The sequence below is a fragment of the Streptococcus pasteurianus genome (assembly GCF_004843545.1).
GTDB classification, from domain to species: Bacteria; Bacillota; Bacilli; order Lactobacillales; family Streptococcaceae; genus Streptococcus; species Streptococcus pasteurianus.
Genome location: NZ_CP039457.1, coordinates 111,135 through 128,707, shown reverse-complemented (window position 1 = coordinate 128,707; position 17,573 = coordinate 111,135). Strand labels below are relative to the sequence as shown.

Below are 17,573 nucleotides of genomic sequence, written 5' to 3'. Positions count from 1 at the left end.
TTCATTTATGAAAGAATCGAGGTTTTTATGTCAGAATTATTTTCAAAAATAAAAGAAATCACAGAACTGGATAGTATTGCAGGATACGAACATAGCGTTCGTAACTATCTTCGTTCAAAAATCACACCGCTCGTTGATGACGTGCAAACTGACGGTCTTGGTGGTATTTTTGGTATTAAAAACTCTGCTGCTGAAAATGCACCACGCATCATGGTTGCCGCTCACATGGACGAAGTTGGTTTCATGGTCAGCGACATCAAAGCTGACGGTACCATGCGTGCTGTTGGTATTGGTGGGTGGAATCCTTTGGTGCTAAGCTCACAACGTTTTACTCTTTACACACGTGACGGTCGCGCAATTCCAGTCGTTTCTGGTTCTGTTCCACCGCATTTCCTTTGTGGAGCAAATGGCTCTGCTGCTCTTCCAAAAATCGATGACATCATTTTCGACGCTGGATTTACAGACAAAGCTGAAGCAGAAGCATTTGGCATTCTTCCAGGCGACATCATCGTACCAAAATCTGAAACAATTCTCACAGCCAACCAAAAAAATGTTATCTCTAAAGCTTGGGACAATCGCTTCGGTGTGCTTATGGTAACCGAATTGCTTGAAAGCCTTAAAGGGCAAAAACTTGATAACACTCTTATTGCTGGTGCTAATGTTCAAGAAGAAGTTGGTCTTCGTGGCGCACACGTTTCTGCCACAAAATTCCAACCAGAACTCTTCTTCGCCGTTGATTGCTCACCTGCTGGTGACATTTATGGCAACCAAGGTAAAATTGGCGACGGAACACTTTTCCGTTTCTACGACCCAGGACATATCATGTTAAAAGATATGCGTGATTTCTTACTCACAACCGCTGAGGAATCTGGTATCAAATATCAATATTATGCTGCCAAAGGTGGTACAGATGCTGGTGCTGCTCACCTTAAAAACGGTGGTATCCCATCGACAACTATCGGTGTTTGTGCGCGTTATATTCATTCGCACCAAAGCCTTTATGCTATGGATGACTTCTTGCAAGCGCAAGCTTTCCTTCAAGCTATTGTTAAAAAATTAGACCGCTCAACTGTTGACCTCATCAAAAAATACTAGAAAGGAGCTAGGGGACTCAGGTCATTAAGCATCTCTGTTGCACTTCCCCTTTGTCTTACTATGAAAATTGGATTTATCGGAGTTGGAAAAATGGCAACTGCCATTATCAATGGACTCAACACAACATCGCACGATATCATCATTTCAGGTTCTTCACTTCCTCGCTCACGCGAAATCGCAGAGCAACTTGGAGTTAAAGCAGCCCTTTCACACCAAGAACTCATTGACAAATCTGACTTGGTTATCCTTGGTATCAAACCACAAATGTTTGAACCAGTCCTTGCTGGACTTCACTTCCACCAGCCCATTCTTTCAATGGCGGCAGGGGTAACATTGGAACGCCTTGGCAAATTAACAGACCCAAATCTTCCATTAATTCGTATCATGCCAAACCTCAATGCTCAAATTCTAAAAAGTACAACAGCGATTTGTACCAATGACAACGTTTCTGCAGAACTCATAGCAACCGCCAAAGAAATCACTGACAGCTTTGGTTCAACCTTTGATATTCCTGAAAAAGACTTTGATACTTTTACAGCTCTTGCAGGCTCTAGTCCAGCTTACATTTACCTATTTATCGAAGCTCTTGCTAAAGCTGGTGTCAAATATGGTATTCCAAAAGAAAAATCACTCGATATCGTGACACAAACGGTCCTTGCTAGTGCTGAAAATCTTCTTCAAGGTTCTGACAGCCCACATGACTTGATTGATAAAATCTCAAGCCCTGGTGGAACAACCATCGCAGGACTTCTCAACCTTGAAAAAACAGGATTGACAGCAAGTGTCATCTCAAGCATCGATGCCACTATCGATAAAGCAAAAGCTTTGTAAAAAAGCGCTGAACTAAATCGTTCAGCGTTTTTCTAATTTTACTCTATAGAAGAAGCATAAGAAGTACTCCCAATGCATTATTAATAAAATGGATAGCTATTGTATATTCCAGTTTCTGTGTCTTATGATAAACAACAGCAAGTACCAATCCCATACCACCATAAATAATCCAACTTCCAATATTAGTTGGTATATGCAATAAACCAAAAAGCAGAGAACTAAGGATAACACCAAGGTAAGAATTATTAAAGACACGTCCTAAGATAAGTCCACGCATAACCGTTTCTTCCACAATTGGCGCTGCAATAGCAGTCAATACAATTAACAAAAGAGGTGACATACCAAGTTGCTCAAGCGCTGCTTGATTTTCTGTATTTGCCCCAATACCATTTTCTAAAAGTAAGACAACACCACCGATATACTTGACAATAGTTAGCACAACAAAACCAACCAAAATTGTTTTCCAAGCTTTCCATGTTTTTAAGTCTTTTAAATGATTCAACAGCCCCACTCGCTTAGCAACAAAAACTGTAAGAGCCGCAACAATCAAGAGAGCTAAAATAATCAAAGCAGACTGCCAGAATGGTTGGTCTGCTGCAATAAATGCTGTTGGCAATTGTTCCAAGAAAAGCAAGCCTAGAGCTAAAAAGAAATATTTTAAAGCTGTTAAAAGTTTTTTCATGATATCACCTCTTATAAAATTCTTGTAAATATTAGTTTAAAGAAAACAAATCCCCAAAATAAACTATACAACCAAATCAGCAAGACTATCGGATAAGTCAATACAATACCTATAAAAGCATACAAGATAATCAACATAAAATTCTCTAAAAATAAGAGAATCAGCGTTGATAAAGCCGTCACTCGCAAGATGAGTTGATTGCGTTCATCATAAGCAGCAATATAAGCTGCTTTTAAACGATTCGGTTGCCTAATTAAAATAAGACGATAAATAGCAGCCACTAATCCTGCCACTCCTCCACCTAGTAACAAACCAGCCGCAAAATCATTGGTCTTGATAAAAAATGAAGTCAGTAAACATGAAGCAGCAACAAATAGAAAACTTAGGGATACCGTCATCATATAATGACGATATTCTTCCAATGTCTTTTTCCGAGTCATACTTATTAAAGCTTTTAAAACCACAATTTTCTCCTTTTATTTCCCCCAAATTTTACCTTGAAAAAAAGTAATAGATAATCCGTTTAACATGATACTCATTGCTAGTAGAAAACCTGATAAAAAATCACTCAGATTAGCCACCAATACTGTAAGTAACAATAGTTGCCCTAAACTTAGCATAGCAAGACCAACGTTTTTCAACGTCTCACGGTTGCCATTTTTCATAGTCTCATAAAGTGTATTCATCTTTTTCTCCTACTTTTCATCTTCAAAAATAAAAATCTCTTCAATTGTTTTCCCAAAATATTTAGCAATTTTACGGGCTAATTCCAAAGAAGCATTATATCGTCCCTTTTCAAGCGAGATAATGGTTTGCCTTGTCACATCTAACGCTTCTGCTAGTTCTGCTTGGCTGATTTTACTAGCCTTACGCAGTTCTTGAATTTTTGTTTTCATTTCCTCCTCCATATCAGCTTAATTAGTAAAGGAAACTTTACATTTTTAGTATAGTACGCTTTACATTTTTTGTCAAGTTTATTTTACATTTTTATGAAACAATCAAAAAAGCTGACCCATTCAGGTCAGCTTTTCTGGTCTTATCATAATATTTGATAACTTAATTAGTAGAATTTTTAAAACGTTCAACGTCACGCGCAATCACAAGTTCTTCATCAGTTGGGATAACCATAGTTTTCACACGCGCTTTATCTGTTGAAATAACGCCATAGGCTCCTGACACATTCTTAGCTGGATCCGTATCAACACCAAACCAAGTCATGCCAGAAATAATATCCTCACGAACAACGCTTGAATTCTCACCGATACCTGCCGTAAAGACAACAGCATCAGCGCCATTCAAAACCGCAAAATACTGTGCAATGTATTTTCGTAAACGATCAATATACATGTCATAAGCTAACTGACATTTTTCATCGCCCTCTTCCTTCCCAGCAAGAATATCACGCATATCACTTGATTTCTCAGAAATACCAAGAAGACCTGAATCGCGATTTAATACCGTACGAATTTTTTGAGGGCTATTAAGGTTTGGTTCACACTCTAATAAATACGTAATCACACCAGGATCAATGCTTCCTGAACGTGTACCCATCATTGTTCCACCAAGCGGTGTCAAGCCCATTGAAGTATCAACAGATTTACCGTCCTTGATAGCAGTCACGGACACCCCATTACCAATATGGCAAGTAATTAATTTCAGATCTTCCAAGGGTTTTCCTAAAACCTTTGCCGCTTCTTGCGCGACATATTGGTGACTTGTTCCATGGGCACCATATTTACGAATCTTATAATCAGTATAATAACGATTTGCAATCGGATAGCGGTATGCTACTTCAGGCATTGTTGCATGAAAAGCAGTATCAAAAACAACAACACTTGTAATGTCAGGCAAAAGGTCTTTAAAAGCTCTAATTCCAAGAGCTGCTCCAGGATTGTGAAGCGGTGCTAATACGGATAACTCCTCAACTTGTTGAATGACTTTATCAGTTACCAAAACCGAATCTTTGAAGTACTCACCCCCAGCAACAACACGATGTCCAACACCCGTGATTTCATCATAACTAGCAATGATGTCCATTGAAATCAAATCATCCAAGAAAATTTTAACAGCTGCTGTGTGGTCTGGAATATCCTTGGTCTCAGATTTCGTCTGTCCATTAAATTTAACCGTAGAAATACCATTGACAAGACCAATACGTTCAATTAGCCCTTTTGCAATAACTTCTTCTTCTGGCATATTATACAATTGCCATTTCAGACTTGAACTTCCTGCATTAATAGAAATAGTTTTCGCCATAAATTTACCTCTAAAGCGCTTTCATGTTATATCTCCATTATATCACATTTTTTTTAAAATTCATATTATCAACTTTCCATTTTTGAAATTTTCCAATGAAATCGGTCAGAGTTTCACGACTTTGTAAGTCAGAAAGTGGATAAACAAAGGTTTCTGGCGTCTGCGCAGCTTGTTTTTTCAAAACAAAAATTGATTTCGCATTCGCTGCATTGCCAAAAATAGATTCTGGCAAAGTAATCACGGCGATAATATCCGCGTAATCTTTCAACCATTGTTTCAATAAATCACTCTGTTTGCTTGTCAAAAGACTAACGGGCGCCAAAAAGACTGCAATACCATCTTTTTTGAGATATTTTAACGATTGTTCCATTAACAAATGGTGGGCATAGGTATGCTCATCAGAACTTGCCACTTTATAACGTTTTGCAATGTCATCATTAGGATAGAAACCCACTGGCAAATCACTAATAATCACATCACTTTCTTGTAGAATTTGTGGACGCACAGCGTCTTCTTGAATAAACCGAGCATCAGAATCCATCACTTCTGCAATACTTGCTGATAAATCAATCAACAAATCGTCAACTTCAATACCAAGATAATTTAATTCTTTAGACGAATTATTTAAGAATGTTTGAGCAAGGTTCCCTGTCCCACTACCAATTTCTAAAAGGTCAATTTTATCTGAATCTGTCAGATTTTCAATCAAGAACAGCAAAATAAAACCAATAGCATCTGGTGTAAATTGATGATTGGCTTGCAGTTGCTCTGTTTGACCAGCTTTGATAAAGATAAATTGGAAAGCTCGACGCCACTCTTCTTTGGTCAATGCAAGCTGACGCAGTTTCTCATTGTTGGCAGCAACTTCTTCACTGGCACCTTCAGCACCCAAGTAAAAAGAGTTCTGTTCAATAAGCGCATCATAAATATGAGTTTTTAACTCATTTTCAATTAATTGGATATTTTCTAAAATCAGCTCATAGGCTGTTTCAATTTTTTCAAAATTCATCTTGTCCTCCGCAACCCTATCATATCAAAAAACGCAGGAAATGAAAAGAAAGCCCTAATTAGCTTTCTCTTTCTGAACACTTTGGAAAACATAGTCAAATTCTTGTTGATTAGGCAGTTTGACCATCACCTGCAATCGATTATCTTGGAAGTTGTAGTCAGTTACTCCTTGGTCAAATGTAAGGTGACCAGTATCCTCTTTTGCCAAATCTTTTGTTAATTCTGCCATTAAATAAGCCTGACTAGCAGATAGCTGCGCTTGGTGTTGTCGCTCCATTGCCACGACACGTCCTAGATAAAATTGCAAAAGCAAGGCAAAAATTGCTGCCATAAGCAAAGCATAGATTAAAATCCCTGCCTTAACTTGCCGTTTCAAAAGTGTAAACAAATGTCCTCTCCAAACCATTCTCTAAAGTCAATGTCATTGTCACCTTCTGACCATCTCTAGAAATAGCAGAAGATCTTACTCCAAATATCATTGGCTGATAGCCTTGACCAGATGCGTTTGTTTTACGAAAATCATCAGCCTTTGACTGTCCAAATGCCAACTTTTGACTGGACTTCGTCACATATAGCTTGTTATTTTCAACCTTATCTAATTGACAATTGGCAAGTTCCGCACGCAGCTGTTGTGAAAACAAAAGCCAGTTTTCCTCTTGATTTTCCGACAAATAATGCACATTTGCAGAAATAGATTGCGTTAAGCCATTGTAAACAAGAATAGCACCCGAAATTACCAATAAAGAAACCAAACATTCTATGAGGGTGAATGCCTTTAAACTAGTCTTTTTTAACATGTAATATTTCCGTTTTCGCCTCATAAACATAGACCTCTCCATCTTTTTTGATAATCTCAACCTCAATACCATTCATCTTCAAATGATTTTGCCCTGTTTGCACAGCCATTGTTGCCACATTAAGAACTTCCTGCTGCCGTAAACTTTCTTGCATAAACTGCCTATTTTTATCAATTTCCCCTAAAACAATACTCGTAATCATCGCTAACAATCCTAGTGCTATCAAGCTTTCAAGGAGTATGTAAGCTTTTAGTTTCTGTCTTTTTATATTTACCACTCCCTAAATATAATTGATAGTTGAACTCTTTATCTGACGTTTGAAAGGCTAATTTTGCCAAGGACGAATTACCTCCTGCTTTGTCAAAATTGACTTGATAAGTTTTATCAACTTTGACCGATGGAGGGAGTTTTACCGCTGAGAAATCAGTAGATACTTCCTCTTGCGAAACAGTCAACGTAAAACTTTGTTGCCTAGCATTAGCTAATTTTTGCGTGTCACAATAGAGATTTTCAAACGATAAAAAGAAAATCTTTTCTTCTACATTTTGAAAAATACCATTCAAAGAGCCTGACAACATCATGATAATAAAACAGGCAATTCCTAGTGTTAATAAACTTTCTAAAAGGGTAAAAGCTGAAACTGTTTTATTTTTTAGCTTCATTGTAAGTTTTTGCTTGTTCAGAAGTGATGTAGCCAACTTCAACTAAATCATCAACAGTCGGTTTATCTCCCGTTTTCAGTTCGTACAAATCCATCTGGCTTTCAACCACTTTCACAACAGCAGCATCGCCTTTTTCACGAACAACGTCCTTTTGCTTACTCAAATTCGGTACAAAAAGCAACATTAAAACACTGATAATAAGAAGCACAATCAACATCTCCACAAGTGTGAAAGCAGCCACAGACTTTTTACGTAATTTTTTCCAAATCTTTTTCATTAAAAATTTCCTCCCATATTTTGATACATTGGCAACAGCATTGCCACATAAATTAACACAATAATCAAAGCTACAAAGACAAAAACAAGTGGTTGAATGAGCTGTGTTGCTTGAGTCAATTTGCCAAAAAAGCTCTGCCATGTTTCCTCAGCATAAATGTCCAACTCACGCCCAAGCTTTGATTTGATCTCACCATATTCAATCATCAAGCTCAATTCTCGCAAAAAGAATGGATAATCCAGAACTTTTTGATGAAAAGCTTGCCCTGAAAGCAGCGCTTCTTCCATATCCTTTCCAATCTCTTGAAATAAGAGCGACTTTTGCTTTTGCATGATTCCCACGATTGCCATTAATTCAATACCTTGCCCAATCAAATTCCCCCATTCACGCGCATAGTAAGCTGTCAAATATAACCTAACATAGTTTCCCACAAGTGGAATCCGGCTTATTCGACTATATAAATCAATCTGCGATAAACGCCTAGCATAAAATGTCGTACAAATAAGCAACACTCCAATCGAGAAAATACTTAACAAAAAAATCGTTGGAAAATGCGCAATAATCTGCGTTGCCACATTTTGGCTTTCCAGCTGCGGCAGTAAATAATTCTTCAACCCCAGCATAATCAAAATAAGAAACAAGAACAAAATCAATGGATACGTTGCAACTTCAATTAACTTTTTTCTGACGACAGTCATGCTAGAAAGGTAAGACTCAATTTTTAGCAGACTTTTCTGACTGTTTCCATGAACATCAGCCAAAGCAATTTGTGTGACAATATTGTCCGAAAACCCTAAATCTACCATCATTGCTGCTAGACTAGCACCATTTAACAAACTTTCTTGCATCCTCTCAACATAAACCTCTGACAACAATTGACTTCTTCGGAGAAAAAACACAATTTCTGTTAAATTAAACCCACTTTTAAAAAGATTATTAAAGAGTTGGATAACCTTGCGCTGTTTTTTAAATGGCAATTTTTTCGATTTTTGCTTGTTCAGCTGTGATATGTCCGTCTTTAACAAGACTTTCAATTTTTGCATTCCAGCATTCTGGTCGGTGACTTTCAAAGTTTTCTTTAACAAAATCAATCACACCTCCTCCACCAATTAAGCGTTGATAAACAATGGCACGCAAACTATTTTCCAATTCTTGCTTACTAACACCCAATTCCAAAAGACGTTCGTAAACGCCAGGGATACTTTTCGCATGAATGGTCGAAAACACAATAGCTCCTGTCAAACTTGCACGAACGACTGCACGCGCTGTCTCGCTATCACGAATTTCTCCAATAATCAGAATATCTGGTCTATGGCGAAGCGATAATTTAATTAGCTCATCATAAGTCATCCCAATATCACTATTTAACTGCAACTGCAACATTTGTTCTTGTTTGATTTCAACAGGGTCCTCAATTGTAATGACTTGCTTATCAGGAAATTTTTCACGAACCAATTGGTACATGAGAGTGGTTTTTCCACTCCCTACTGGTCCCGAAAAAAGGTAAAGTCCCCTACTATCAATGGCTTCTAAAATATTTTTCATCCCATCAAACCAATATTGCAAGTCATGACGGCCAGAATAAAGCAAGCGAATCACTAAACTTTCTCGTCCACGATAATCACCAACACTCGACAAGCGAAGCGAAATCTCTTCCTCATCTGCAAATTGATAATCACAAGAACCTAACTGACTGCGACGTTTCTCACCAACATTCATACCAGCCACAAATTTAAAATGACTAATCAAGCTAGTCATCTGCTCTATCTCAAAATAATCAACAAATCGCCGTTGGTCTCCTACGCGTTGATACACTTCATAACAATCTTCTCTAGGTAAAATGTAAATATCTTGCGCATTAACTTCAACAGCATCTTTAATGAGTTGCTTTGCTTCTTCCTGAATCATCTTGACCTCCTACTTTTCTATTCGTAAATTAGTCATAAAAAACAAAAAAATCATGGAAAAAATTCCATGATTACGATTCGAATTTACAATTTTGGGGTCTTAACTCATCATTTTGAACGTTAAAATGATAAGAAAAAGTCCCTTCAGGCAATTCTTTACCGTCTTTGAGCATTAAAATGGAATGGTACTGTTGCAGATAATCCCCACAATTCTCACACCAACGTTGATCTGTCTTATCCCAGAAAGCCGCCTGAAGATTATCATGATATTTACAACTTGGTAAAGTCGTTTTAAGAGATAACCATTCTGTTTTGTAAAAGGAGAAAGCATCCTCAAAATACTCAAAACGTTTTTCTTCTATAATATCTTTTTGCCAATCTTTCAAGAACCACCACGGCTCATAATCCCCATACATTTTTATCACTTGATACATTTAACACACTTCCTTACGGAGTTTATTATATAAAAATCAAAAGCTTTTTAAAAAGAATTTGCTTATTTAGAATTATTATCAGTAAAGTTCGGTGATAATAAGCACAAAGGTCTGAGATGAAAATCTCAGACCTTTTCATTTATTAGCATAAAATGTGAACTAACCTTATTCAGCACCTGTTGAAACGGTTGCTTCAACTGTTTCTGCTTCTTCACTTATTTCAAGTTCATTAACAGCTTGTGGTTCAAGGTTACGGTAACGAGCCATACCTGTACCAGCTGGAATGATTTTACCGATGATAACATTTTCTTTAAGACCAAGAAGATGATCTTTCTTACCACGGATAGCAGCATCTGTAAGAACACGAGTTGTTTCTTGGAATGATGCGGCTGACAAGAATGAGTTAGTTTCAAGCGAAGCTTTTGTAATCCCCATAAGCACTGGACGTGATGTTGCAGGGATACCACCAGAGATAACAACATCTTTGTTAGCATCCGTAAAGTCTGCAATATCCATAAGTGTGCCTGGGAGAAGTTCTGTATCACCTGGATCCATGATACGAACTTTGCGAAGCATTTGGCGAACCATTACTTCGACGTGTTTATCACCGATTTCTACCCCTTGGCTACGGTAAACTTTTTGTACTTCAGCAAGAAGGTAAGTTTCAACTGATAATGTGTCACGAACTTCAAGGAGACGTTTAGGTTGGATAGAACCTTCAGTAAGTGGAGCACCACGGTGTACCTCATCACCAACAGCAACTTTCATGCGGGCAGTGAATGGTACCACGTATTCACCCATACCAGTTTTACCTTGAACGTAAACTTTCTTAGTACGTGTAGAAGCATCTTCTTCGATGTCAACAACAGTACCTTTAACTTCAGTAATAACGGCTTCCCCTTTAGGATTACGAGCTTCAAAGATTTCTTGGATACGAGGAAGACCTTGTGTGATATCGGTATTTGACGCAACACCACCCGTGTGGAAAGTACGCATTGTAAGCTGTGTACCAGGTTCACCGATAGATTGAGCGGCAATTGTACCAACTGCTTCACCAACTTCAACCGCATCACCTGTTGCAAGGTTGACACCATAACAGTGACGGCAGACACCATGACGAGTGTTACATGTGAATACTGAACGGATTGTAACTTCTTCAACACCAGCTTTAACAATTTCAGCTGCCATATCTTCAGTAATCAATACATCTGAACCAACAATAACTTCGCCAGTTTCAGGATGTTTAACAGATTTCTTAGTGTAACGACCAACCAGACGCTCTTCAAGAGTTTCTGTCACCTCTTTACCGTCAGTAATGGCACGAATAACAAGACCACGGTCAGTTCCACAATCATCTTCACGAATGATAACATCTTGGGCAACGTCAACCAAACGACGAGTAAGGTAACCAGAGTCGGCAGTCTTAAGGGCTGTATCGGTCATACCTTTACGAGCACCGTGAGTTGAGAAGAACATTTCCAAGACAGACAAACCTTCACGGAAGTTAGATAGGATAGGCAATTCCATGATACGTCCGTTCGGAGCAGCCATCAAACCACGCATACCGGCAAGTTGTGAGAAGTTAGAGATGTTACCACGAGCTCCTGAGTCCATCATCATAACGATAGGATTCTTAGGATCTTGTGTTTCAATCAGACGTTGTTCAAGTTCTTCTTTAGCTTCACGCCATGTTGTTGTAACAGCAACATAACGGTCATCATCAGTCATCAAACCACGACGGAAGGCTTTGTTGATTTGTTCAACTTTGCTGTGAGCTGCATCGATAATTTCTTGTTTGTTATCGATAACTGGGATATCGGCGATACCTACTGTCAAACCAGCAAGAGTTGAATGATAGTAACCAAGGTCTTTCAAGCGGTCAAGGAAAGCTGATGTTTCTGTTGTACGGAAACGTTTAAAGATTTCCGCAATGATATTTCCAAGATTTTTCTTCTTAAATGGTACATTGATTTCCAAGCTGTCAATAGCAGATTGAATATCTTGTCCTGGTGCTAAGAAGTATTTATCTGGAGTTTTTTCTGTTAGGTTAGCATTGTTTGGCTCTTGAAGGTAAGGTAAATCCTCAGGCATGATATCGTTGAAGAGAATCTTACCTACAGTTGTAACCAGGATTTTATGTTTCTGTTCGTCAGTCCATGGTTTATTTGGCATGCTATCAACGGCAATACCCACACGAGTATGCAAGTGAACATAACCATTACGGTAAGCCATAACTGCTTCATCACGGTCTTTGAAGATCATTCCTTCACCTTCACGACCTGGTTCTTCCATAGTAAGGTAGTAGTTACCAAGAACCATATCTTGAGATGGTGTTACGACTGGTTTACCATCTTTAGGGTTAAGGATGTGTTCTGCGGCAAGCATAAGAAGACGTGCTTCAGCTTGTGCTTCTTCAGAAAGTGGTACGTGGATGGCCATTTGGTCACCATCGAAGTCGGCATTGTAGGCTTCACAAACAAGTGGGTGAAGACGAAGTGCTTTACCATCGATAAGGACTGGTTCGAAGGCTTGGATACCCAAACGGTGAAGAGTCGGTGCGCGGTTAAGCAGTACTGGATGTTCTTTGATAACTTCTTCAAGAATATCCCAAATACGTTCATCACCACGTTCAACCATACGTTTCGCTGCTTTAACGTTACCAGCATAGTCACGCGCAACAATTTCACGCATTACGAATGGTTTGAACAATTCGATAGCCATTTCACGCGGCACACCACATTGATACATTTTAAGTGTTGGACCTACGGCGATAACTGAACGTCCAGAGAAGTCAACACGTTTACCAAGCAAGTTTTGACGGAAACGACCTTGTTTACCTTTAAGCATGTGGCTCAAAGATTTAAGAGGACGGCTACCAGGACCAGTGATTGGACGACCACGACGACCGTTATCGATAAGAGCATCAACAGCTTCTTGCAACATACGTTTTTCATTTTGCACAATGATACCTGGGGCATTCAATTCAAGCAAACGAGCCAAACGGTTGTTACGGTTGATAACACGACGGTAAAGGTCATTCAAGTCAGATGCAGCGAAACGTCCACCATCCAATTGAACCATTGGACGAAGATCTGGTGGAATAACTGGCAAGATGTTAAGTACCATCCATTCTGGTTTGTTACCAGATTTGTAGAAGGCATCAAGCACGTCCAAACGACGGACAGCTTTGATACGTTTTTGCCCTGTTGCTGTTTTCAATTCTTCCTTAAGTTCAGCGATTTCAGATTTCAAATCAACGCGTTTAAGAAGATCTTGGATAGCTTCAGCACCCATTTTCGCAACAAATGAGCCTTGTCCGTATTCTTGTAATTTTTCACGATATTCACGCTCAGTCAAAAGTGATTTTGGTTCAAGCGGAGTATCTTTTGGATCAATAACTACGTAAGCAGCGAAGTAAATAACTTCTTCAAGAGCACGTGGACTCATATCAAGAGTAAGTCCCATGCGTGATGGAATACCTTTGAAGTACCAGATGTGTGATACTGGAGCTTTCAATTCAATGTGTCCCATGCGTTCACGACGAACTTTAGCACGTGTTACTTCAACACCACAGCGGTCACAAACAATTCCTTTATAACGAATACGTTTATATTTACCACAAGCACATTCCCAGTCTTTTGTTGGTCCAAAGATTACTTCATCAAAAAGACCTTCACGTTCTGGTTTGAGCGTACGATAGTTGATTGTTTCAGGTTTTTTAACTTCACCATAAGACCATGAACGGACTTTACTTGGTGAGGCTAATGTGATTTGCATACTTTTAAAACGATTTACGTCAACCACTAGTTTTACCTTTCTTTATTGTTCTTTTGAAAATAGCAGAGCTACTTTCTAATTTGTCACGACTTACAAACTTTTGTCTGCAAGACATTATTTATCGTTATAGGACTCATTCAAACAATCTGACTAGGAAAGGCAAGGTTGGCTTGCACTTTCCATGTCTAAATTGTTATTTCCTATTATTTATTTTCTTCAGCAGAAACTCCTACTTTTTCAGCAGATTCAGTTTCTTGCTTTTGACGAGCTTTTTCAAGGTCATCAACGTGCATAACGTCGTCGTCTTCACCTTCATCAAGATCACGAAGTTCTACTTCGTTATCATCTTCATCAAGCACACGCATATCAAGACCAAGTGATTGCAATTCTTTAACAAGCACTCGGAATGATTCTGGTACACCTGGTTTTGGAATTGGTTTACCTTTAGTGATAGCTTCATAAGCTTTAAGACGTCCAGTCACATCATCTGACTTGTATGTCAAGATTTCTTGAAGGACATTTGATGCACCATAAGCTTCCAAAGCCCAAACTTCCATTTCACCGAAACGTTGTCCACCAAATTGTGCTTTACCACCAAGAGGTTGTTGTGTAACAAGTGAGTAAGGACCAACTGAACGAGCGTGAAGTTTATCATCAACCATGTGGTGAAGTTTGATCATGTACATGATACCAACAGAGACACGATTATCAAATGGTTCACCTGTACGACCGTCATAAAGAACTGTCTTAGCGTCGCTATCCATACCAGCTTCACGAACAGTATCCCAAAGGTCTTCTGAAGTTGCCCCGTCAAAGACTGGAGTTGCAATGTGAATACCGAGGTTACGAGCTGCCATACCAAGGTGAAGTTCCATAACTTGTCCGATATTCATACGAGATGGCACCCCAAGAGGGTTCAACATGATATCAACTGGAGTTCCGTCTGGAAGATATGGCATGTCTTCAACAGGAACGATACGAGAAACAACCCCTTTGTTTCCGTGACGACCGGCCATTTTATCTCCGACTTTGATTTTACGTTTTTGTGCAATGTAAACACGAACGAGCATGTTGACACCTGATTGCAATTCATCACCGTTAGCACGTGTGAAGATTTTAACGTCACGAACAACACCGTCTCCACCGTGTGGTACACGAAGTGATGTATCACGTACTTCACGAGATTTATCACCGAAGATTGCGTGAAGAAGGCGTTCTTCAGCAGAAAGGTCTTTTTCACCTTTAGGTGTTACTTTACCTACAAGGATATCACCTTCTTTAACTTCAGCACCAATACGGATAATACCCATTTCGTCAAGGTCTTTAAGAGCTTCTTCACCAACGTTTGGAATTTCGCGAGTGATTTCTTCAGGGCCTAACTTAGTATCACGTGTTTCTGATTCAAATTCTTCCAAGTGAACTGATGTGTAAACATCTTCTTTAACAAGACGTTCGCTCATGATAACGGCATCTTCATAGTTGTAACCATCCCATGTCATGTAGGCAACGATTGGGTTTTGACCAAGTGCCATTTCACCTTTTTCCATAGAAGGTCCGTCAGCAATGAAGTCACCTTTTTCAACAATATCACCAACTTTAACAAGTGTACGTTGGTTGTATGCTGTACCTGAGTTTGAACGACGGAATTTAGTAATGTGGTAAACATCAAGTGAACCATCTTCACGACGAACTTCAACTTTTTCAGCGTCTGAGAAGACTACGCGTCCATCATGTTTAGCGATAACAGCGGCACCAGAATCGTGAGCTGCTTGATATTCCATACCAGTACCAACATATGGTGCATGTGGGTCAATCAATGGCACCGCTTGACGTTGCATGTTGGCACCCATAAGGGCACGGTTTGAATCATCATTTTCAAGGAAAGGAATACATGCTGTCGCAACGGCAACTACTTGTTTAGGAGAAACATCCACGAAGTCAACGATGTTTGATGGGAATTCTTGGTTATTACCTTGATGACGTCCCATAACAATTTCTTCAGCGAATGTTCCATCTTCGTTAAGTTTCGAGTTAGCTTGCGCTACCGTGTATTCATCTTCTTCATCGGCAGTCAACCAAACAATTTCGTTTGTAACCACACCAGTAGTACGGTCAACTTTACGATATGGTGTTTGGATGAAACCATATTTATTAAGATGTCCGTATGTTGACAAGTTATTAATCAAACCGATGTTAGGTCCTTCAGGAGTTTCAATCGGACACATACGACCATAGTGAGTGTAGTGCACGTCACGAACTTCATAACCAGCACGGTCACGAGTCAAACCACCAGGTCCTAAGGCTGACAAACGACGTTTGTGAGACAATTCAGAAAGTGGGTTGTGTTGGTCCATGAACTGTGACAATTGAGAAGAACCGAAGAATTCTTTAACAGCCGCAGTTACAGGACGAATGTTGATGATTTGTTGTGGTGTCAACACTTCATTGTCTTGAACTGACATACGTTCACGAACATTACGTTCCATACGAGCAAGACCAATACGGAATTGGTTAGCAAGCAATTCACCAACGGCACGAATACGACGGTTACCAAGGTGGTCGATATCGTCAACTTTACCAAGACCTTCAGCAAGATTAAGGAAGTATGACATTTCAGCCAAGATGTCTGCTGGTGTAAGTGCACGCGCTTTATCATCAGGATTTGCATTACCTACGATTGTAACAACGCGGTCTGGGTCAACCGGTGACACAACTTTGAATTTTTGAAGAACGACAGGTTCAGTGACAACAGCGTAATCATTTGGTGTGTAAACAAATTTGTTAAGGTCACCATCTAATTGTTCAGCAATTGAATCAATCACGTCACGTGTCATTACTGTACCAGCTTCAACAAGAATTTCACCAGTTTCAGTATCAACCAAGTTTTCAGCTATAGTTTGGTTCAAGAGACGAGTCTTGACGTTAAGTTTTTTATTGATTTTGTAACGTCCAACAGCTGCCAAGTCATAACGACGTGGGTCAAAGAAACGAGCTACAAGCAAACTACGTGAGCTATCGGCTGTTTTTGGTTCACCTGGACGAAGGCGTTCGTAAATTTCTTTAAGCGCTTCGTCAGTACGTGAATCTGCTGGATTTTTATGAATATCTTTTTCAATAGTATTACGAACAAGCTCGCTGTCACCGAAGATATCCACGATTTCATCATCACCTGAGAAACCAAGTGCACGTACAAGTGTTGTAAATGGAATTTTACGTGTACGGTCAATACGTGTGTAAGCAATGTCTTTTGAATCTGTTTCTAATTCAAGCCAAGCTCCACGGTTAGGAATTACAGTTGAACCGTAACCAACTTTACCGTTTTTATCAACTTTATCGTTGAAATAAACACCAGGAGAACGAACTAACTGAGAAACGATAATACGTTCACCACCGTTGATGATGAATGTACCCATTTCAGTCATGATTGGGAAATCACCGAAGAAAACTTCTTGAGTTTTGATTTCTCCTGTTTCTTTATTAATCAAACGGAAGGTTACAAAAATAGGTGCTGAATAAGATGCATCGTGGATACGAGCTTCTTCAAGCGTATATTTAGGCTCTTTTAATTCGTAACCAACAAATTCAAGCTCCATAGTATCCGTAAAGTTTGTAATCGGAAGTACATCTTCAAAAACTTCTCTCAATCCATTATCCAAGAAGTCTTTAAAAGAATCCGTTTGAATTTCAATCAAGTTAGGTAAATCAAGAACTTCCTTGATTCTTGAAAAGCTACGACGTGTACGGTGTTTTCCGTACTGAACTTCATGTCCTGCCAAGTTTTTTACTCCTTCATTAAAATACAGAGGTCAATAAATGTCACATAACCCGATTCCCTTCATTTTGACGA

At 39.1% G+C, this 17,573-nt stretch carries 18 protein-coding genes; 2 read left to right on the top strand and 16 right to left on the bottom strand.

Going from position 1 to position 17,573, the window contains the following annotated elements; genetic code table 11:
• The first annotated feature begins 27 nt into the window (after positions 1-27).
• Positions 28-1,095 carry a glutamyl aminopeptidase gene (gene pepA / locus E8M05_RS00895; protein WP_136596397.1) on the top strand — a complete coding sequence of 356 codons (1,068 nt, stop codon included), beginning with the start codon at positions 28-30 and terminating at the stop codon, positions 1,093-1,095.
• Between the two features lie 60 nt (positions 1,096-1,155).
• Positions 1,156-1,926, top strand: a complete 771-nt coding sequence (proC, locus tag E8M05_RS00890) for a pyrroline-5-carboxylate reductase (RefSeq protein ID WP_003062932.1) — start codon at positions 1,156-1,158, stop codon at positions 1,924-1,926.
• A gap of 43 nt (positions 1,927-1,969) precedes the next feature.
• Here proC and E8M05_RS00885 read toward each other — a convergent pair whose 3' ends face one another.
• The 16 genes from E8M05_RS00885 to rpoB all read right to left on the bottom strand — a co-directional run bounded on the left by E8M05_RS00885 (position 1,970) and on the right by rpoB (position 17,502).
• Positions 1,970-2,608: a CPBP family intramembrane glutamic endopeptidase gene (locus E8M05_RS00885; RefSeq protein ID WP_003062931.1), complete on the bottom strand. Its 639-nt coding sequence runs from the start codon at positions 2,606-2,608 to the stop codon at positions 1,970-1,972.
• An 11-nt stretch (positions 2,609-2,619) separates the two neighbouring features.
• Positions 2,620-3,048, bottom strand: coding sequence for an ABC transporter permease (locus E8M05_RS00880; RefSeq protein ID WP_230321696.1), 429 nt, complete (start codon positions 3,046-3,048; stop codon positions 2,620-2,622).
• A gap of 36 nt (positions 3,049-3,084) precedes the next feature.
• Positions 3,085-3,294 carry a hypothetical protein gene (locus E8M05_RS00875; protein ID WP_003062929.1) on the bottom strand — a complete coding sequence of 70 codons (210 nt, stop codon included), beginning with the start codon at positions 3,292-3,294 and terminating at the stop codon, positions 3,085-3,087.
• A gap of 9 nt (positions 3,295-3,303) precedes the next feature.
• Positions 3,304-3,504, bottom strand: a complete 201-nt coding sequence (locus tag E8M05_RS00870) for a helix-turn-helix transcriptional regulator (RefSeq protein ID WP_136596396.1) — start codon at positions 3,502-3,504, stop codon at positions 3,304-3,306.
• Positions 3,505-3,664: 160 nt separating this feature from the next.
• Positions 3,665-4,864: an acetate kinase gene (locus E8M05_RS00865; protein WP_003062927.1), complete on the bottom strand. Its 1,200-nt coding sequence runs from the start codon at positions 4,862-4,864 to the stop codon at positions 3,665-3,667.
• Positions 4,865-4,901: 37 nt separating this feature from the next.
• Positions 4,902-5,873 carry a class I SAM-dependent methyltransferase gene (locus tag E8M05_RS00860; protein ID WP_003062926.1) on the bottom strand — a complete coding sequence of 324 codons (972 nt, stop codon included), beginning with the start codon at positions 5,871-5,873 and terminating at the stop codon, positions 4,902-4,904.
• Positions 5,874-5,927: 54 nt separating this feature from the next.
• On the bottom strand, positions 5,928-6,260 hold the full coding sequence (gene comGG, locus E8M05_RS00855) for a competence type IV pilus minor pilin ComGG (protein WP_003062925.1): 333 nt from the start codon (positions 6,258-6,260) through the stop codon (positions 5,928-5,930).
• Positions 6,232-6,669: a competence type IV pilus minor pilin ComGF gene (comGF, locus tag E8M05_RS00850; RefSeq protein ID WP_041974065.1), complete on the bottom strand. Its 438-nt coding sequence runs from the start codon at positions 6,667-6,669 to the stop codon at positions 6,232-6,234. The genes comGG and comGF overlap by 29 nt, the downstream gene beginning before the upstream one ends.
• The gene (gene comGE, locus E8M05_RS00845; RefSeq protein ID WP_080543606.1) at positions 6,653-6,946 is read right to left on the bottom strand and encodes a competence type IV pilus minor pilin ComGE; all 294 of its coding nucleotides are present in this window, start codon (positions 6,944-6,946) and stop codon (positions 6,653-6,655) included. Before comGE ends, comGF begins: the two co-directional genes overlap by 17 nt.
• Positions 6,900-7,331, bottom strand: a complete 432-nt coding sequence (comGD, locus tag E8M05_RS00840) for a competence type IV pilus minor pilin ComGD (RefSeq protein WP_003062922.1) — start codon at positions 7,329-7,331, stop codon at positions 6,900-6,902. Before comGD ends, comGE begins: the two co-directional genes overlap by 47 nt.
• Entirely contained in the window at positions 7,315-7,608 is a 294-nt protein-coding gene (comGC, locus tag E8M05_RS00835) for a competence type IV pilus major pilin ComGC (protein ID WP_003062921.1), read from the bottom strand. Before comGC ends, comGD begins: the two co-directional genes overlap by 17 nt.
• The gene (gene comGB, locus E8M05_RS00830; RefSeq protein ID WP_003062919.1) at positions 7,608-8,651 is read right to left on the bottom strand and encodes a competence type IV pilus assembly protein ComGB; all 1,044 of its coding nucleotides are present in this window, start codon (positions 8,649-8,651) and stop codon (positions 7,608-7,610) included. Before comGB ends, comGC begins: the two co-directional genes overlap by 1 nt.
• Positions 8,575-9,516, bottom strand: coding sequence for a competence type IV pilus ATPase ComGA (gene comGA, locus E8M05_RS00825; protein ID WP_003062917.1), 942 nt, complete (start codon positions 9,514-9,516; stop codon positions 8,575-8,577). The genes comGB and comGA overlap by 77 nt, the downstream gene beginning before the upstream one ends.
• Before the next feature lie 70 nt (positions 9,517-9,586).
• Entirely contained in the window at positions 9,587-9,949 is a 363-nt protein-coding gene (locus E8M05_RS00820; RefSeq protein ID WP_003062916.1) for a DUF1033 family protein, read from the bottom strand.
• 165 nt (positions 9,950-10,114) lie between these two features.
• Entirely contained in the window at positions 10,115-13,753 is a 3,639-nt protein-coding gene (gene rpoC / locus E8M05_RS00815) for a DNA-directed RNA polymerase subunit beta' (RefSeq protein WP_003062914.1), read from the bottom strand.
• 176 nt (positions 13,754-13,929) lie between these two features.
• Positions 13,930-17,502, bottom strand: a complete 3,573-nt coding sequence (gene rpoB / locus E8M05_RS00810; RefSeq protein ID WP_048791005.1) for a DNA-directed RNA polymerase subunit beta — start codon at positions 17,500-17,502, stop codon at positions 13,930-13,932.
• Positions 17,503-17,573: the final 71 nt, after the last annotated feature.